Source organism: Chryseobacterium antibioticum (genome assembly GCF_012927325.1).
GTDB classification, from domain to species: Bacteria; Bacteroidota; Bacteroidia; order Flavobacteriales; family Weeksellaceae; genus Chryseobacterium; species Chryseobacterium antibioticum.
Window position 1 is genome coordinate 146,451 of the sequence record NZ_JABBGI010000008.1, and the last position, 18,669, is coordinate 165,119.

An 18,669-nucleotide genomic window follows, 5' to 3' on the forward strand; every position below is an offset into this window, starting at 1 on the left:
ATATATTTGGACTCCAAATGTCCGGGAAGATAATATCTGGCTTATACAAATGTGAAAGAAGTACATTTTTATTCAAGTAAAATTACAAGCCTTCTTATGTTTGGAGGTTCTGCCATTTTTGTGTACATATTTTTTTCTTTAGATAAAGATCGATATTCTATGTTTGTCGTAATAATGCATAATTTAGGTTTTATTCTATTTCTTTCCAGTCTTATTTTTTCAATTGTTTTATTGCTTCGGAGAAAACCACTGCTTACCGTCACAGATCAGCAGATTATTATTTATCATATGCTGGGAAAAAGTTCTTCAATAGGTTTTGAAGATATTGATTCATTTTATGTATCAGATACTAGAAATCGTGGAATTAAAATAGCAGAACATATTTTGATCGTTTTAAAATCTCCTGAAAAAAACAAGAAGAATGGTAAATTTCCAGCCTATTCTTCTCATATGATACAGGCAGATATCTTAAATGTCAAAGCAAAATTTTTACTGGAACTTTTGAATACAAGACTTGAAACTTTTAACGATCTGAAGAGAGTTGGTTCTGGTAAAGTTGTTTAAATTTGAATTAAAATCACACAAGATGAACAGAGTTCCAAAGGTTAAAAAAGTTACGCAGGATCAAAATTCTGAAGCCTGGAAAAAACTATGCCTTTATATTGATCAAGTAGCAGAGGAAGAGCATGAGGAATTTGAACCCAGAAAAGGAATTGGTTCAGAATTGTTTGAATTAATCGAAACACTTCCAAAGTCTATTTCCAAGCTCAAAAAAGTAAAAAAAATGATGCTTTATGGAAGTCATTTAAAGAAGATACCACCAGAAATAGGAGAAATGGAATCACTGGAAGAGTTTATTCCTTATACTTCCTATAATCTTAAGTGGTTTCCTTATGAAATAACACAATGCAGGAACCTCAAAAGGAGTACCGTGAGTACGAGAGCCCTCTATGGAAATTACAAATTCCGACTCCATTTTCCCAATCTATATCAGCGCCCTTTAAGATATTATGATTCTGAAATCACAAAATGCAGTATTTGTAAAAATGAAATACCGGACAATGAAGTGGATCAGTTTTGGGTTTCTTTACCAATAGGAACTGATGTTCTTCCTCTGCTGGTGAATATATGCTCAGAAAGCTGTAAAGCAAAAATTCCACAACCTTCGGAATTATATGTTCAGTTTCCACATAAAGGAGGAGAATTCGTAAAGCAACCAAAAAAATATTAATTTAATGGCTACCAATGGATGCCTTCTGTTCTGTATTCGCAAAATTCTTTTAAATTTACAAAACAGCAAAACTATTCCATGAAAAGAACCATCAGCCTTTTATTATTCCTGTTTTTTTTCTGTGCCTTCTCTCAGGTTTCAGATAGATCAGCTGCTATTATTAAACCTCTTGAAAAAACAAGATTATTCTATTCAGATGACGAGGAAATAAAAAAGGCAGAAGAATTACTTTTTAAAGAAACAAGTACAGAAGAACTTGTATACTTAGCAGATAAGGGCAAAAATGCTTATATATAAGTTGTAGCCATCGACGTTCTGGCCAATAAAAAAGAAGGTGAAAAAATACTGGACGTTTTTAAAAAAAATATTCATTCAAAGGAAAAATTCACTTATGGAGTGGGTTGTATTATAAGTGAATATCTTTTATCGGCCTATATTTTTGAAGCAATTTACAGAGGTGATCATTTTTCAGAAAAGGAAATAGAGAATATTCATGGCGAGATGGTATCTGTCGCGTTGAATGGCAACCCTATTAACATAGAGCTTCTGGAAGCTCTGACCTATGACTTACCGCTAGATAATGATAGCTACACTAAAATCAGAAAGTTGGTGATAGATACAAAATCACCGATACTGCTTGTGAATCTTGCAAAATATAAAAATCCTAATGATATAGAACTGATTAAAAGCTTTGGAAAACAAGCTTATCCGGCCATTAAAGAGTTTCCAGATCCAAAATTTTTACCATTTATAAAAAAAAATATCTCGGATGTTTCTGATTATCATGTGATGTTTGCGCTCTCCAAATTTTGCAGTGAGGAAGCTAAGGAAATTGTGATCAAAGCTATTGAGATTGAAAAGAAACAAAACAAAGACAAAGATTGTGGAAATGGATGTCTTTCCACGATCTATCAGCATACTTATATGGAAAAATGTACGCTGTATTATCCTTTGCTCGCAGATCTTTGGCTAACGGATAAGATCATCTCTTTTGATATTCTGGATCATTATGAAAAAACGCATACTCAAAAAGAAACAGCAAAATTTTTGTTGGATGGATTTCTGAAACCGGGAAAAGCTGAAGTTATTCCTTTCAATACATTCGAGATGGATCATACAAGAGACGACATATCTGGTGATCTGACTTACGATGGTAATCTGAGACTCGTTAAACTTTTGGAAAGAACCCAAAAGATTTCTGGTGAAGTGTATCAGAAAGCTTTAAGAAGTTCTCTTCAGTATCTCGGTGATCTTAATTTTGAACGTTTCATATCAAAGCTGGGAGATAATAAGTCAATACTTCAAAATAAGGATGTTCTTCTGGAAAGGGTTAGAAATAATGAAAATGCTTATGGTGCCCTCACGATCATGGAGGGTCTGAAAATGCTCAAAGATGAAACGCTTTTCAGTGAAGGAGCCGCTATTATTGTCAGCAGAAAAGCAGAATTTAAAAAATTTCCGGTATGGAAAAAAACTATATAAGTTTTATCAAAGAAAATAACATTAAAGAATAAGTAAACGATGAATATTTTAAAAATCTTTTTAATCGGTTTGTTTCTTACCCTTCTGCATGCACAGATGTCTGGGCAGGTATTTAAATTGGAAGAGCTGGCCGCATTCAACAGGCTTGATATGGCCACTTTCAAAACAGAAATTAAAAAGCAGAAGTACACGTTCTACGACAAAACAGAAAGTCCTGCATTTATTTTGTATGAATACGACAGCCCGGGTTATACCTACAAGATCGGAAAATTTGAATACACCGAGGATAAATCTCAGGACCATATAGAGTTTCAGTTCAAAGATAAAAAAGAACATGATGTCTATATAAAAACAATTCTCGCAGCAGGTTACAAACAGACCGAAAAGGGGAAGATTCTTACAGGTGAAAATTATATTGACTACTCTAAAGACAAAGCGCAGATCAGGATGGTTTATCCCAAAACGGTAAAGGATAACTACACCATTCTGGTTTTTAAATAAACAACTGTTTTTTACAGCCTGGATTTACTTATTTCCAAATCATAGGAACAAATTATAATTAAACCATTGAAATCTAATCTCAATGGTTTAATTATAATTTGTTAAAGATCTTACTGTTTCTCTATTAAATCTAAAAACTGCTGTTCGTCAAGAATCTCAATGGTACCGATGTCCTGAGCTTTTTTCAGCTTGCTTCCGGCCTTTTCTCCCACCACAAGGAAGTTGAGGTTTTTAGACACTGCAGAAATATTTTTTCCGCCATGTTTTTCCACCATTTCTTCCGCAGATTCTCTTGTAAATAACGATAATTTTCCTGTAAAAAGGAATGTTTTTCCTTCCAGAACATTAGACAGAACTTCATTTGTACTTTCTCCTTTTTCAAGCTGTACTCCGTAAGATTTCAGACGTTCGATCATCAGGATGTTTTCAGGATTTTTGAAAAACTCCACAATGCTTACAGCAATCTTGGCTCCGATATCTTCCACCTGGCAAAGCTCTTCTACACTAGCTTCTTTTAGTTCATCGATGGTAGCAAAGTTTTTTACCAGTTTTTTGGCAACTGTTTCACCCACATGTTTGATCCCGATCCCGTAAAGAACCTTTTCGAAAGGGATTTCTTTGGATTTCTCAATTCCCGAAATAATATTCTGTGCAGATTTTTCCGCCATCCTTTCCAGGGGAAGAATCTGTTCCTTTGTTAAAGCATAGAAATCGGCCGGATTTTCAATTAATTTCTCTCTGTAAAGCTGTTCTATTGTTTCACTTCCCAGATTATCAATATTCAAAGCCTTTCTGGAAACATAATGAATCATTCTTCCCACAACCTGAGGCGGGCAGTGAAGTTCATTCGGACAGAAATGAATCGCCTGATCCACAATTTTCACCAGTTCAGTGCCACATTCAGGACAGTTTGTAATATATTCAATTTCTTTGCTTTCGGAAGTTCTTTTCTCTGTGTGTACACCTACAATTTTAGGAATGATCTCACCGCCTTTTTCCACATACACAAAATCATGCTCGTGAAGATCTAGTTTTTTGATGATATCTTCATTGTGAAGAGAGGCTCTTTTAACGATCGTTCCTGCCAGTAAAACAGGCTTTAGATTCGCCACCGGTGTAATCGCTCCTGTTCTTCCCACCTGATAGGATACACTCTGAAGTTCAGTTTCAACTTTTTCAGCTTTAAACTTATACGCCATTGCCCATCGTGGTGATTTGGCTGTGTAGCCCAGCTGTCTCTGCTGCTGTAAAGAATTCACTTTTAAAACAATTCCATCAATTTCAAAAGGAAGATTGTGACGTTCAGTATCCCAGAAACTGATAAATTCCTTTACTTCATCCATCGTTTTGCAGAGTTTCGCCTGCTGCGAGGTTTTAAAGCCCCAGCCCTGTGCTTTCTGAAGCAGTTCCCAATGCGTTTCTGCAGGAACATCTTCAGAAATAAACTGGTAAAGTACGGAAGACAGGCTACGTTTTCTTACTTCCGCACTGTCCTGCATTTTTAAACTTCCGCTGGCGGTATTCCTTGGATTCATAAAAGGATCCAAACCTTCCTCTTCACGAAGTTTATTAAGCTTATCAAAGTTTTTTCTGGTAAGATAAATTTCACCTCTCATAAAAAAAGAGGCGGGGAAATCACCTTTCAGAGTCAGCGGAATATCGGAAATCGTACGAACGTTCGGAGTGATTTCATCACCCTGAAAACCGTCACCACGCGTTACGGCCTGAGCCAGCTTTCCATTTTCATAAAGAATAGAAATAGAAGCTCCGTCATATTTCAGCTCTGCTACAAATTCTACCGGATCATTGATGGTTTTGATAATTCTTTTCTCCCAGTCTTCAAGATCATCAAAATCATAGGAATTATCAAGAGAATACATCCTGAACTTATGCTGAATAGTAGGAAACACTTTGGTAATTCCTCCGCCTACACGTACCGTAGGTGAATTTTCGTCGTAGAATTCAGGGTGTTTTGCTTCCAGATCCTGAAGCTGCTCCAGAAGCATATCAAACTCATAATCAGAGATTGTAGCAGCATCCAAATGATAATAATTTTCATTATGCTGATGGAGCTCTTTTCTTAGTTGTTCTATTTTTTGCTGTATATTTTCGGACATTCCTTTCTATCTTTTGAGCAAAAATAGCTAAACTAATTTCATTAAAAAATACCATAATTAAATATTATAGAAAGATTAAAAACGCGTAATGTGATATAAGTTATTGATTGTGTTGGATTTAAAACGCTTGTTTAAATTAATTTAACATATTGTTATGATTTAATTGAGAATTTGTTAAAACTCCCTTAAACAGCAGGTCCGGAAAGTCAAAATACCTTTGCACATCTAATTTGTTAAGATGAGAAAAGTAAAGATTGTACTAGGATTATTGTTTTTGGGATTTGGAACACTGGCTTATGCGCAGACTACGCAGGCATCTATTGTGGGAAAAGTAACAGGACTGGGCAGTACGGCTCAGGAAAAAGTGAAAGTAACGATCGTGAACGAGTCTACAGGGTTCAGGACGGAGACAGAGACCAATTCGAAAGGAGAATATATTTTTAAAGAAATTCCCCTTGGCGGACCTTATACAGTGATCGTGAATGATGACAAAAAAGAAGGATACAACGTCAACTTCGGAGATCAGGTGACAGTAAACGTGAGCTTAGGCGGAGACGAAAAGCAGATAGAAGAAGTCGTAGTTACCGGAAACCTTAAAAACAAGATCGGAAACCTGGGAGCTGCTACTGCAATCTCTGCTAAAAATATCAGCATGCTTCCGGTCAACGGAAGAAACTTTACCAACCTTACTGAATTATCTCCCTTAAGCGGAAAAGGAGGAAACCTTTCCGGACAGTTGGGATCTTCAACCAACTTTACGATTGATGGTATGACAGCCAAAAATCCAACGTCTGCAGGATCTACAACCAGCCGAAGTGGTGCACCATTTTCGATATCGATTGAAGCAGTTCGTGAATTTAAAATCACAACCAATCAGTACGATGTAACCTTGGGTAGAAGCGGAGGTGGAACAGTAAGTGCGGTTACCAAATCCGGTACGAATAAATTTTCAGGAAGTGCCTGGGAATATCTAAGAACAAACTGGCTTTCCAGCCCGTATGACATCAGAGGAAACAAAAGGGAGAACGATTTCTCTACTTCTCAATTCGGGTTTTCACTGGGTGGGCCGATCATTAAAAATAAATTACATTTCTTCGTTGCGTGGGATCACCAGCTGGACTCAAGACCGTTGCAGATTGCAGATATCAAGTCGACGGATGATGAGAAAAGATTTAATACGACCACGCAGACGTTGAATCAGTTTCTTGATATTGCAAGATCAAAATACGGAGTCGGAAATTCACCCCAGTTCGGTTCGTTTGATAAAGTAAGAAATTCTGATGCGGGATTTTTACGTTTGGATTGGCAGATTAACGAAAAAAACTTATTGACCTTAAGAAACAATTTCACTTACGATCTGAATAAAAACGGATTGGTAGATAATACCGCAATCAATTTCTTTGAATCTTACGGGAATGATAAAAACCTTGATAATAGCTTACTCTTAACCTTAAGATCAAATTTAAAGCCTAATCTGACAAATGAGCTGAAGGCGCAATATCTTTATACTTTCCAGAACAGTTATCAGAATAATGAATTAGGAAAACCTGTTCCAAGAGCTATCGTAGAAAATATTGTTTCTCCGGGGGTTGGGGCTACCAATATTCAGATCGGGGGACATCGTTTTGCTCAGGAAAGTTTTAGAAATAATGTGATTCAGGTTGTTGATAACTTGTACTACAATACGGATAAAGTAAAATATACCTTCGGTGCTGATCTGACGTATACCACTTCGAAATCCGTGTATGGAAGCGAAGTGAACGGAAGATTCCATTTCAGGGAAGATCCTACCTTGAACCCGGGGAATCTTTATAATTTTAATAACCTTACAGCGTACAGATTTTACAGAGAGGTTCCTTTGATGGAAGATCCGTCCGTAAGATCCAGTATCTGGAATATAGGCCTTTACGGGCAGCTTCAGACGAAAATTGGTGAAGGTTTGGATTTAATGGCAGGTTTAAGATTAGACTACGGAGGTTATCCAAAGGCTGAATTTAACCAAAAGCTTTATGATGAAATGGGGATCAGAACGGACAATAAAATTAAATCATTTGTGATCCAGCCAAGATTCCAGTTTGAATGGAACTTCAATGAGCAGAACAAAGACTTCCTGAAATTTGGTGCGGGAATCTTCTCTTCCGATATCAACAATTATATGGTGATCAATAACCTTGTGTTTGACGGGAAACATCTGGCAACGGTAGATGTAGATCCTTCTGCGATCGGTCTTACACCTGATTTCTACAGCTACAGAAACGATTACAATACGGTTCCTTCGCTTTCAAAGTATCAGATCCCTACAATCAACTATACCGGAGAAGATGCAAAAATTCCAATTGTATATAAAGCGAATGTTTCCTACACGCACTTCTTTAACGAAAGATTCAGAGCGGGAATCGCAGGTTATATGGCTCTAGGAAGAAACAACTACTTCTATTATGACCGAAATATGGTGTCCAATCCATACTTTACGTTGGCGAATGAAGGAGGAAGAGGAGTGTATGTACCAGCTTCTTCAATTCAGGGCGCAAAAGTAGACTGGAAGGCCGGAAGGATTAATCCTAATTTCGGAAGAGTGCTGGAGCTTGTAAGCGATGGAAAAGTAAATCAGTTCTCATTTGTAGTGGATACCAGCTACCGTTACTGGAAGGATGGGGAGATCACAGCAAGTTACACGTGGTCTGATATCAAAGACAATACCTCGTACAACGGAAACGTAGCGAATTCAGCCACACTGTCAACGATGGTTCAGGGAGATCCGAGAGACTTAAAAATGACCTATTCTGATAATCAGTTCAGAAACAAAATCGTTCTTTATGGAAATTCACCTACCATTGCAGGATTTACACTGGGTGTAAGATATTCTGGAATCGGTGGAACACGTTTCTCGGTAACTGCAGGTGGAAATATCAACGGAGATTTCGTAGATTCCAATGATTTGGCTTACATCTTCCCGGAAATTATTACTCAGCCGCTTCTAAATGATCCGGAAGTAGGACAGGCGCTAAAAGATTATGTGGAAAAATATAATAATGCTATAGCAGAGCGTAATGGCGGTAAAAACGGATTCTTCGGAGTATGGGATGTTCGTGTTGCTAAAAAAATTAAATTTGAAAAGATCGGGGCGTTTGAACTTTCTGTAGATATTTTCAATGTAGCGAATCTGCTTAATAAAGAATGGGGAGTAAATAAGTCGTATGGAAATACAGCTTTGTATAGAGTGACAAAATTCAATCAGGCCACCAAAGAGTTTGAATACATTAAAAACACCAGCGGTTTAGCCCCTCTTTCCGGGAATCCTTACCAGATCCAGATCGGTGCCAAATACAGCTTTTAACATTTAAACACTACCTTTATCAAACGTTTTTAAGATTTTTATTTAATTATCTAAATTGTATTATGAAAAATTTTATCTTAGGGTTAGCAGTTTTAAGTACAGTCCTAATGAAGGCACAAACCCAGATCATCGCACACAGAGGCTATTTCCAGGCAGAGCCGCCTACCACGGAAAATTCTATTAAATCTTTAGAAAATGCCCAGAAATTAAAAATATACGGATCGGAATTCGATGTTAGAATGACTAAAGACGGCATTCTCGTGATCAATCATGACGAGCACCACGGGGAAATGGAGATCTCTGAAACCTCTTTCAAAGAATTGGAAGCTCTGAAATTATCCAATGGCGAAAAATTTCCAACATTAAAAGATTACCTGAAACAAGGGAAAAAAGATTCTTCCTTACAGCTGATCGTGGAAATCAAACCTGCCAAAACTCCGGAAATAGAAAATGAGATCACTCAAAAGACCCTTAAAATGATTAAGGATATGAAACTGGAAGGTCAGAGTGAATATATTTCTTTCAGCTTAAACATCTGTAAAGAGATCAAAAAGCTGGAGCCGAAATTCAAGGTACAATATCTGAACGGTGAGTTGTCTCCTGAGCAGATCAAAAAAGAAGGTCTTGACGGAATGGACTACCATTACAGTGTTTTCCAGAAAAATCCTACATGGATCTCCGAGGCTAAAGCTTTAGGCCTTATCACAAATTCCTGGACGGTGAATAATCCGGCTGTGTACGAACAGTTAAAAAATCAGGGAATAGGCTTCGTTACGACCAATATTCCTAATCAGCTAAAAAATAAATAACAGCTTGATCTCGTAAAAAGTTAAAAAGTCTAATATTAAAATTACAGCCTGTCTCTTTGTAGGGACAGGCTGTTTTGTATATGAACTTAATTTATCAGGTTGTGAGTCAGTATTTTAATTCTTTTTTTATGTTATTTTCTCGGAGCAAGACAATAAAGATACATCAATGAAAGTGGAGTATGGCATTAAAAACTATTAACTATTTAGGTGGCTGATTATCAATGTTGTATTCAATATTGTTAAGGTTGCGTTCATGTTTTGTTTAATATTATTTTAATAAATGTTAAACCTATGTTAAAGTCATAGCCGTAATGTCGTTCTAATTTTGCGCAAACAAAAAGGATATGCGTAAAGAGACACAAAAACTGCTGGTTTTGTCGCTGTTAGGATTAGTCAGCGTCAATCTGGCAGCTCAGCAAAAAGCAAAAAAAGATACTGTTAAAGGCATTGATGAGGTAGTGGTAACTGCTTTGGGGATTAAGAGGCATGATAAAGCTTTAGGCTATGTTGCCGAAAAAGTAGGCTCCGACACCTTTGAGGAAACCCAGAACAACAACTGGGCACAGTCGATGGAAGGAAAAGTAGCGGGCCTAAAAGTGCAAACAGCAGGAGCCGGACCGCTGGGAACTGCCAGAATTACCCTCAGAGGTGAAAAATCGATCATGATGGATCATAACTACGCTCTGATCGTAGTGGATGGTGTTCCCATGGGAAATTCCACCACGGGTAGCGATACGCCGGCTTATGGTGCCGGTTCCGGAGGTGATGTTCCCATTGATATGGGAAATGGTCTGAACAGCATCAACCCTGATGATATAGAATCTGTCACTGTTCTGAAAGGAGCTTCTGCCGCAGCTTTATATGGTTCCCGTGCTGCCAACGGAGCTTTAATGATCACCACAAAATCCGGGAAGACTAAAGACGGTAAGCTGAAGGTAACTTTTAACTCTTACTCAAGTTTTGATACGGTACTGAAATGGCCGGACTGGCAATATGAATACGGTCAGGGAACACTGGCAAAAAATAAAGCAGGCGAGTTTTACTATTCCTACGGCTTGTCCGCAGACGGAGTAAGTACGGGTGGAACGAGCAGTGCATTTGGGCCTAAATTCGCCGGACAATATTATTTTCAGTATGATCCTACCCAACAGGGACAAAGCCGGGAAAGGAAGCTTTGGAGACCTTACGAAGATAATATCAAAGGGTTTTGGAGAACCGGTTCTACCTATTCCAACAGTATTTCCGTGGAAAGTTCCAATGAAAAGACCAGTTTCAGAACGTCTCTTACGTACCTTAACAACGAGTGGATGATGCCTAATACAGGTTTTGACAGATTCAATTTTGCCCTGTCTTTCGCCCATCAGTTAACGAAAAAATTAAAAATCTCTACGAAATTTTCATACAATACAACGACCAGCGATAATCTTCCTGCTACAGGATATAACAACCAGTCGATCTCCTACTTCATGATCTTCCAAAATCCGAACGTAGATCTTGAGTGGTATAAACCTGTCTGGAAATACGGACAGGAGCAGGTAGATCAGATCCACCCGTTCAGTTCCTATATCGATAACCCTTACCTTATCGCTTATGAAATGCTGAATGGCGTTAAGAAAAAGACCATCACCGGAAATATTACAGCAGATTATCAGTTTAATAGTAATTTTAGCTTAATGTTGAGGTCCGGTGTTGAAATTTTAAATGAAAAAAGAACCACAAGAAGACCCTGGAGCTCTGCCAATTATCTGAAAGGCTATTACAGAGAGCAGATGATCAAAAATCATGAATATAACAATGACCTCTTATTCTCTTATAAAATAGACCTGAACAAATTCAGCTTTTCAGCTTCAGCGGGAGGAAGTATGCGTTATAATGAGTACGTTATGAATGATTATCAGGCGATCGGTCTCAAAACAGCCGGAGAATACAGCCTTACCAACGCACTTTCCATTCCTGTTAAATACCCGGTTCCCCGGGATAAGGAGGTGAACAGTGTGTACGGTTTATTTACAGCAGGCTATGACAATAAGGTTTTTGTAGATATAACAGGAAGAAATGACTGGAGCTCTACACTTCCTAAAGCCAACAGGTCTTTCTTCTATCCGTCGGTAAGTACAAGTTTTATTTTGTCTGATATTTTTAACCTGAAAAGCAATCAGCTGAATTTCTGGAAACTGAGAGGTTCGTGGGCAAAGGTAGGTATAGACAGTGATCCTTACTTGCTGCACAACTATTATACCGCAAGCAACATTACAGGAAGTGTTATATCACCAACTACTTTTAACAATCCTACTCTTAAACCTGAAAAAAATACCAATATCGAAGCCGGTATGGATTTCAGTCTCTTCAAAAGCAGGTTAAATTTTAATTTCACTGCCTATCAGAACGTCAGTGAAAATCAGATCATTCCCGTATCGTTACCTTTTGAGAGTGGATTCTCTAAAAGAGTGATCAACGCCGGAAAGATCCGAAACAGAGGTCTTGAACTTTCCATAGATGCCTATCCTGTAAAATCTAAGAATTTCTCATGGAAGATCGGAGGAAACTGGTCGACTAATGAAAACAGGGTCATGAGCGTTCCTGATGGATTTGACGGAATTGTTTCCAATGTCGGAGGCGTCGTTTTCTATAAAATGGAAGTCGGAGGTTCTCTTGGAGACATGTATGGGTACAAACTGTTGCGCTCACCTGATGGAAAAGTCGTTTACAGAGACGGATTAACGGAAATTCCTGCAGGAATAGAGAAAGTTGGAAATGCATTCCCGAAATGGAGAGCAGGTCTTCAGAACGATTTTAAAATTAAAAACTTCACCATCAGCTTTTCATTTGACGGGCAATACGGTGGTATCGCTTATTCCCAATCGCATCACAAAATGTCTGAACAGGGTAAGCTTACATCTACGCTTCCGGGAAGAGAAAATCCAGGCGGAATGATTATTGGAGACGGTGTCACTCAAAACCCTGATGGAAGCTACAGCCCGAATACCAAAGCGGTGACGGTATCATCCTATTACGGGGATTATTATAGAAGAGCCAACGTAGAAACCAACAGCTTCAGCACCAACTTTATTAAACTTAGAGATGCAAGAATATCGTATTCCTTCTCAAAAGAAATTATACAGCCTCTTGGACTTGAGGACCTTACCCTGGCTATTTTTGGGAAGAATCTTTGGATGTGGACCAAGTTTCCCATGTTCGATCCCGAAGTGGCTACTTTAGATAATGCGACCATCACTCCCGGTGTTGAAATGGGACAGCTTCCGACAGCAAGAACAGTTGGTTTTCAGTTAAATCTTAAATTCTAAATCTTAAAAAAATGAAAAAAATAATCATACATCTGGCACTGGCTATTTCTGTTTTTGCTCTTCATTCATGCGACAGAACTTTTGAAGAGATCAATACCGATACGAGCAGGATCAAGGATCCGTCCGTAGGAAGCCTTTTGGCACCGATCCAGTATGAAATGGGAAGTTACGGATACAACAGGGCAGATGATTTTACCTTTGATATCATGCAGGGTGCCCTGGATTTTCCTAATGAAGGCAATACATTCAGCAGATATTACTTTAACGAGAAAAGTGGTGCCGGATACTGGGACAATTCCTACAGATGGCTGAAACAGGTCAACGATCTGAAAAAGTACGCTGCTAAAGAGGAAAACAACAATTATCTGGCTATATCAATGGTTCTGAATGCCTGGATCACCGCCAATCTTACGGATGCTTTCGGAGATATTCCGTTTTCTGAAGCCGGAAGAATTGAAGAAGGAATTTTAAAACCTAAGTATGATAAACAGAAAGATATCTACGTACAGCTTTTAAATGATCTGAAGACGGCCAATTCTTTATTTGACACCACAAAAGCACTGTCAGAAACAGATCTGTTTTATAATGCTAATGCCAACAGCCAAACGGGAATCTTAGGATGGAAAAAGTTCTGTAATTCACTTTCATTAAGACTTCTGACGAGAATTCTAAGCAGAAACGGAGAAGTAAATGTGTATGAAAGAATCCAGGAGATCGTTAACAATCCAATCCAATATCCAGTTTTCCAAAATAACAATGACAGCGCTGTTCTGTCCCTTTCCGGAATCTCGCCCTATTTGCCACCAATTGCCCGTCCACAGGATTTTACAACATCTAGGGCAGCAGGTGAATTTTTCGTTGAAGCATTGAAAAATAATAATGACCCAAGGTTAAGCCTGTTTTTTACCAAAGCGAAAAATACAGCAGGGGTTGATTTAGGATATAAAGGAGCACCTTCCGGCTATGCTTTAGGAACCGTATTCGATTATCAGCCTTCTAATTTGAATCAGAACCTGGCAAAAGCACCGTTGAAAGTTTTGATAATGACCTATTCCGAGGTACAGTTTATTCTGGCGGAGCTTGTCAACAGAGGAATTATTGCCGGAAACCAGCAGACTTTTTATGAAACCGGGGTTAAATCCATCATAGAACAGTGGGGTGCTGTAGTGCCTGCCAATTATTTCAACAATGCTCAATTGACCTATGACGGTTCATTGCAGAAGATCATGCTTCAGAAATATATTTCCCTGTTTTTTGTAGACCATCAGCAGTGGTACGAATTCAGAAGGACTAAACTTCCGGTGCTTCCTAACAACGGAGGATTGCAGAACGGAGGGGTAATGCCGGTAAGATTCATGTATCCAACCACGACAAAGGTGATGAATGCTGAAAATTACAATGCCGCAGTACAGGCGATGGGCGGAGACCACATCAATGTGAAAATGTGGTGGAATAAGTAAATAAGATTTAATAAAGAATAAAGAATAAAGAATAAAGACTAAACCACTATGGACTTAAAGTCCATAGGTTTGGTTTGTGGACTTAAAGTCCACGATTCGAGTATTACTACTCAATGATAAAATTACTTTGGTCTTGATCAGTTGGGTTTCGATGATGTTCCAAATACTCGTTAAGCATTTCATCCGTAATATTGCCAGTGCTCCAACAACCAAATCCTATTGCCCAAAAATGACGTCCCCAATAACGTTGTTTCAATTCAGGAAATTCAATTTGAAGTTTCCTAGAGCTTCGACCTTTGAATAGTTTAACAAGACTACTTATATCTTGATTAGGGCGATATTCTATATGCATATGAACATGATCTTTAGAGACAACTCCTTTCAAAATTCTAATATCTTCTGCCTGGCAAATTTGAAGCAAAATACTACGACAGCGTAATTTAATATCACCCTCCAATACTGGAAAACGATATTTAGTAACCCATACAATATGTGCTGTTAACCTACTTACACTATGACCATTGCTACGTTGATAATCCACAAAACAAAGATAACATTTTTAGAAACTGAAAGTAAAATGCACTAAAGTGCATAGTTTTAACTATTTCTGAGACCAATAAAGAATAAAGAATAAAGAATAAAGATATGAGTATCAGTATAAAACTTTTAGTGCCGTGTGTGCTGGTTTCAGCGATGGCATTCTCTCAGGATTCTGTGTCAGGGTATGTATTTGAGGATATGAGCAGGAATCAGAAGAAAGAAAACCGTGAAAAAGGAATTGAAGGGGTAGCGGTTTCAAACGGAGTTCAGGTGGTTCTTACCGATAAAAATGGAAGATACAGCCTGCCGGTTCAGGAAGACCAGACCCTCTTTGTGATCAAACCTTCAGGATACCAAACTGCTTTAAACGGTAATAACCTGCCACAGTTCTATCATCATCACAAACCAAAAGGTTCGCCGGCAGATTTTAAATATAAAGGAACAGCGCCAACCGGAGAACTTCCCAAGGAGCTGAATTTCCCCCTTTATAAAAAAGAAGAAAGCAAAAATTTTGACATTCTTGTTTTCGGAGATCCCCAGCCCTATACAGAAAAAGAGCTTGATTATTTCAAAAGAGGCATCGTTAATGAAGTGAAAAATACCAAGAAAAATGCTGTATTGGGCATCAGTCTGGGAGATTTGGTAGGTGATAACCTGAGCCTTCAGAAACCTTATGCAGATGTGATGAAAGAGATCGGATTGCCATGGTATAATGTGATGGGAAACCACGATATGAATTATGATGCAAAAGAAGATCATTTTTCAGATGAAACCTTCGAGTCAAATTTCGGTCCTGCCAACTATTCTTTCAATTATGGAAACGTACATTTTATTATTTTAGATGATATTCTGTATCCTGATCCGAGAGACGGCAAAGGATATTGGGGTGGATTCCGTGAAGACCAATTGAAATTTATTGAGAATGATCTGAAACTGGTTGATAAAAATAAATTGATCGTGATCTCTTTCCATATTCCATTAGAACATAACAACGAGGATAATTTCAGGAATGCAGACCGTCAGAAATTATTTGACTTCCTGAATCCTTTTGACAATGTTCTGCTTTTATCGGCACATACCCATATTCAGCAACAAATCTTTTACACTAAAAAGGCTGGCTGGAATGGCTCAAAAGACCTTCATGAGTATAATGTAGGGACAACCTGCGGAGACTGGTATTCCGGAACTCCTGATGATGCAGGTCTTCCTACTTCCACCATGAGAGATGGAACGTCAAAAGGATATTCATTCATCAGCTTTAATGATAACCAGTATAAAGTTAAATACAAAACAGCCGGAAAACCGGATGACTACCAGATCAAGCTGTACATTCCGAAAGTGATTCCTTATCCTTCAAAAACCTCTGCGAAAATCCTGGCCAACTTCTTTATGGGAAGTAAAAAAGACAAAGTAGAATACAGGATAGACAACGGAAACTGGGAAGAAATGGACTATGATGAAGCAGTAGATCCGAACTTTGCGCTTTCCGTGTTCAAATGGGACTCAACGCAGAATCTTTTTCCTGGCAGAAGACCTTCCAATCCTGAAATGTCAAAACACATCTGGACCGCAGGTTTCCCGAAGAAACTGGCTTTAGGAAAGCATAAACTTGAAGTAAAAGCTTCAGATATGTATGGAAATCAGTTTACAGCTTCAGAAGAATTTGAGGTACAGAATCCGGTTCTTATTCCATAGCTTTTCATTTTTTTACTATACTTTTAATTTAGAAACCGGCTTCAGAAAGCCGGTTTTGTTTTGAACTTATTTTAAAACAGCGTGAACTTTTTTGGACTTATAAACCACCCCGTCAAGAATTCTTTGAATTTCGCCACGCCTCCATAGAAAGGAAATTTTTGTCGGTTTAATAATTGTTATTCATCAATATAAAAATCTTTTTTTTTTTAAAACTTAGAGCCTGTTTAAATTTTATTCAGTAATAATTTTATAGCAGATAATTTGACCATGTTTTCAGAGGATTCCATTAGGAGTTCATAATTTCTGCATAATCTTCTATCATTATCAAACCATGAAAAAGTGCGCTCTATAATCCATCGTTTATGAATTGGCTCAAACCTTTTTTCTTTTTTATCATTCCGCATAACGATTTGAATGATATAATTAAACTTAATTCTTATTTCCTCAATAATCTCTCCTCTATAGCCTCCATCCGCCAGGATTACCTGAAGCGGGATCAGTAAATATCGCAGCGTTTTCATCAGTAATAATGCCGCTTTACTATCATGAACATTGGCTACACTTACCATTACGGCTAATAAAAAGCCGTTTTTGTCTACCACAACGTGTCTTTTGATTCCTTTTATTTTTTTACCTCCGTCAAAGCCATTGAGTGAACTGTTATTTCCCCAACGAACGCTTTGACTGTCCATAATTCCTAAACTTGCCTGTGATTTCTGACCTCTGTTTCGTCGTACTTTCTCTCTTAGTTTTGATAATAATAAATCGAAAATCTCCAGATTTGCCCATTTTGAATAATAGTAATAAACCAATTGCCATTTTGGAAAATCACGAGGTAAAAGTCTCCATTGGCAGCCTATTTTCACCAAATAGCTGATAGCATTCCAAATGACAATCAAATCATATTTTCGTTTTCTATCATCAACATCTAATGCTTTTTTTATAAATTGCCACTGAGTTTGGGTTAAGTCGTTTGTATACATTGATATTTTTTGTTTTGCAACTCTAAAATGACAATTTTTATGCAACTTCTAACCCTTACTCTTTTTTATTCTTACTTTTGTAAACAGGCTCTTATGTGATTTTCTTATTTGCAAAGCAATTACATTTCAAATAGCTTAAGAGTAAAAAAACTTTTGTCTCTTTTGTGGTTAAAAAATCCTTCAGAACTTAATTTAAGTATTAAAATTCTATTAAATGTCCATTCTCCCGGCCTTGTCAAAATGTTCTTTCGTAAATTTGTTCCACGAAACAATAGTATTATGAATATAAACGGAAAAAATGCCATCGTAACAGGTGGCGGAAGAGGACTTGGAAAGGCGGTTGCACTAGCTTTAGCCAATGAAGGAGTACATGTTGCCGTTACCGGTAGAAACGAAGAAAATCTTAAAAATACAGTCGAAGAGATCAAAGCTCTTGGGGTAAACTCGGCGTATGCTGTTTTCAGTATCGATAATGAATCTGAAGTGAAGGCAGGTATTGAGTCTCTTGCACAGCAATTGGGAGGTGTTGATATTTTGGTTAATAATGCAGGGATCGGAGATTTTGGAAGTATTGAAGACATGTCTTCTGATACCTGGGAGCAGGTAATCAAAACGAATTTATTTGGCGTTTACTATGCTGCTAAAGCAGTTCATCCATTTATGAAAGCCAATGGCGAGGGTGATATCGTCAACGTAGCTTCTACAGCTGGTTTGAAAGGGGCCCCAAATATGTCTGCATATGCGGCTTCAAAAGCGGCGGTAGTCTCTTTATCCCAGTCGATGATGGCAGAATGGAGAAAACAGAACATCCGTGTCATTACATTGACGCCAAGTACGATTGCTTCCGATATGAGTGTTCAGGGAGGGCTTACAGACGGAAACCCTGATAAAGTTCTGCAGCCTGAAGATTTTGCAGAATGGGTAAGAGATATTTTAAAAATGAACAGAAGAGCTCTGATTGCCAATGCTTCTATTTTCTCTACCAATCCATAAGGCTGTTTGATTATTTCGGGATACACATCGAATGAATTCAAACAATACAAAATTCAATAGGAGTGGGCTAAAGCCCAATGTCATTAAGATATGGATTTAATACGTTGATTATCAGTTATTTTAATTGTTTTTTTGGTTTGTTTTTTGTATATTTAACAGTGAATCAAGCAGTTAAATCGAGAAGAAAAAAAGTAAATGATATTCTTACTTCTCTTC

Annotated in this window: 14 protein-coding genes; 11 read left to right on the forward strand and 3 right to left on the reverse strand. The window is 37.8% G+C overall.

All coding sequences use genetic code 11. From position 1 onward, the window contains the following. Nucleotides 1-51: 51 nt before the first annotated feature. The 5 genes from HHL23_RS08140 to HHL23_RS08160 all read left to right on the forward strand — a co-directional run bounded on the left by HHL23_RS08140 (nucleotide 52) and on the right by HHL23_RS08160 (nucleotide 3,214). Nucleotides 52-564 (forward strand): hypothetical protein, encoded by a 513-nt coding sequence (locus tag HHL23_RS08140; protein ID WP_169234305.1) that lies wholly within the window; start codon nucleotides 52-54, stop codon nucleotides 562-564. 22 nt (nucleotides 565-586) lie between these two features. Continuing rightward, nucleotides 587-1,231, forward strand: coding sequence for a leucine-rich repeat domain-containing protein (locus HHL23_RS08145; RefSeq protein ID WP_169234306.1), 645 nt, complete (start codon nucleotides 587-589; stop codon nucleotides 1,229-1,231). A gap of 78 nt (nucleotides 1,232-1,309) precedes the next feature. Next, nucleotides 1,310-1,528 carry a hypothetical protein gene (locus HHL23_RS08150; protein WP_169234307.1) on the forward strand — a complete coding sequence of 73 codons (219 nt, stop codon included), beginning with the start codon at nucleotides 1,310-1,312 and terminating at the stop codon, nucleotides 1,526-1,528. Nucleotides 1,529-1,627: 99 nt separating this feature from the next. Further along, nucleotides 1,628-2,713 carry a hypothetical protein gene (locus HHL23_RS08155; RefSeq protein WP_169234308.1) on the forward strand — a complete coding sequence of 362 codons (1,086 nt, stop codon included), beginning with the start codon at nucleotides 1,628-1,630 and terminating at the stop codon, nucleotides 2,711-2,713. 39 nt (nucleotides 2,714-2,752) lie between these two features. After that, the gene (locus HHL23_RS08160) at nucleotides 2,753-3,214 is read left to right on the forward strand and encodes a hypothetical protein (RefSeq protein ID WP_169234309.1); all 462 of its coding nucleotides are present in this window, start codon (nucleotides 2,753-2,755) and stop codon (nucleotides 3,212-3,214) included. A 110-nt stretch (nucleotides 3,215-3,324) separates the two neighbouring features. On the opposite strand, the gene ligA is transcribed toward HHL23_RS08160, so the two are convergent. After that, complete coding sequence (ligA, locus tag HHL23_RS08165; protein ID WP_169234310.1) at nucleotides 3,325-5,331, reverse strand: NAD-dependent DNA ligase LigA; 2,007 nt, start codon at nucleotides 5,329-5,331, stop codon at nucleotides 3,325-3,327. Nucleotides 5,332-5,569: 238 nt separating this feature from the next. Here ligA and HHL23_RS08170 point away from each other — a divergent pair, with 238 nt between their 5' ends. The 4 genes from HHL23_RS08170 to HHL23_RS08185 all read left to right on the forward strand — a co-directional run bounded on the left by HHL23_RS08170 (nucleotide 5,570) and on the right by HHL23_RS08185 (nucleotide 14,242). After that, nucleotides 5,570-8,668: a TonB-dependent receptor gene (locus tag HHL23_RS08170; RefSeq protein ID WP_169234311.1), complete on the forward strand. Its 3,099-nt coding sequence runs from the start codon at nucleotides 5,570-5,572 to the stop codon at nucleotides 8,666-8,668. 62 nt (nucleotides 8,669-8,730) lie between these two features. Continuing rightward, on the forward strand, nucleotides 8,731-9,477 hold the full coding sequence (locus HHL23_RS08175; RefSeq protein WP_169234312.1) for a glycerophosphodiester phosphodiesterase family protein: 747 nt from the start codon (nucleotides 8,731-8,733) through the stop codon (nucleotides 9,475-9,477). A 344-nt stretch (nucleotides 9,478-9,821) separates the two neighbouring features. Continuing rightward, a complete protein-coding gene (locus HHL23_RS08180; protein ID WP_169234313.1) occupies nucleotides 9,822-12,782 on the forward strand; it encodes a SusC/RagA family TonB-linked outer membrane protein in 2,961 nt (986 codons plus the stop codon). An 11-nt stretch (nucleotides 12,783-12,793) separates the two neighbouring features. Beyond that, nucleotides 12,794-14,242 (forward strand): SusD/RagB family nutrient-binding outer membrane lipoprotein, encoded by a 1,449-nt coding sequence (locus tag HHL23_RS08185; protein WP_169234314.1) that lies wholly within the window; start codon nucleotides 12,794-12,796, stop codon nucleotides 14,240-14,242. A gap of 106 nt (nucleotides 14,243-14,348) precedes the next feature. Here the strand turns inward: HHL23_RS08185 and tnpA are convergent, their stop codons facing one another. After that, on the reverse strand, nucleotides 14,349-14,783 hold the full coding sequence (gene tnpA / locus HHL23_RS08190) for an IS200/IS605 family transposase (RefSeq protein ID WP_169233276.1): 435 nt from the start codon (nucleotides 14,781-14,783) through the stop codon (nucleotides 14,349-14,351). Between the two features lie 104 nt (nucleotides 14,784-14,887). Between tnpA and HHL23_RS08195 the strand changes: the two genes are divergently transcribed. Then, on the forward strand, nucleotides 14,888-16,477 hold the full coding sequence (locus tag HHL23_RS08195; protein WP_169234315.1) for a calcineurin-like phosphoesterase C-terminal domain-containing protein: 1,590 nt from the start codon (nucleotides 14,888-14,890) through the stop codon (nucleotides 16,475-16,477). A gap of 224 nt (nucleotides 16,478-16,701) precedes the next feature. On the opposite strand, the gene HHL23_RS08200 is transcribed toward HHL23_RS08195, so the two are convergent. Further along, the gene (locus HHL23_RS08200) at nucleotides 16,702-17,460 is read right to left on the reverse strand and encodes an IS5 family transposase (RefSeq protein ID WP_169234316.1); all 759 of its coding nucleotides are present in this window, start codon (nucleotides 17,458-17,460) and stop codon (nucleotides 16,702-16,704) included. A 279-nt stretch (nucleotides 17,461-17,739) separates the two neighbouring features. Between HHL23_RS08200 and HHL23_RS08205 the strand changes: the two genes are divergently transcribed. Continuing rightward, nucleotides 17,740-18,453 (forward strand): 3-ketoacyl-ACP reductase, encoded by a 714-nt coding sequence (locus tag HHL23_RS08205; protein WP_169234317.1) that lies wholly within the window; start codon nucleotides 17,740-17,742, stop codon nucleotides 18,451-18,453. Nucleotides 18,454-18,669: the final 216 nt, after the last annotated feature.